The following is a 261-nucleotide window of genomic DNA, read 5'->3' as shown; positions in this document are numbered from 1 at the left end:
AATGAGGAGACAGCCCGCAAGGTGACAGAAACAGAAAACCCCGTCTCTGAGGCATTACATACAAAAGTGATTGATCCGTTGCCCCACGTTGAAATGATTTCTACTTCAGAAATCTCAACAGCTGCTTGTGACGGTAAGCAGGAGCGGTTGGACATGGCTAGGCTCTATAACGAGATGAGCAGGACAGTGAAAGACAATGGGCCAAATTCAGGTTTGGAGACAAGAAAAGGTATGGGAACCCTCAAAGAGATCAGTGACGAG

Annotated in this window: 1 protein-coding gene; it reads left to right on the top strand. The window is 47.1% G+C overall.

The window, feature by feature from the left end; genetic code table 11:
* Positions 1–21: 21 nt before the first annotated feature.
* A partial coding sequence (locus tag ACODJP_RS14210) for a hypothetical protein (RefSeq protein ID WP_422482611.1) occupies positions 22–261 on the top strand: 240 nt, incomplete at its 3' end.

This window comes from Pleomorphochaeta sp. DL1XJH-081, assembly GCF_049310885.1.
GTDB lineage: Bacteria > Spirochaetota > Spirochaetia > Sphaerochaetales > Sphaerochaetaceae > CAYZJV01.
The sequence above is the reverse complement of the archived record's forward strand: the minus strand, read 5'-3'. Positions and strand labels throughout refer to the sequence as shown.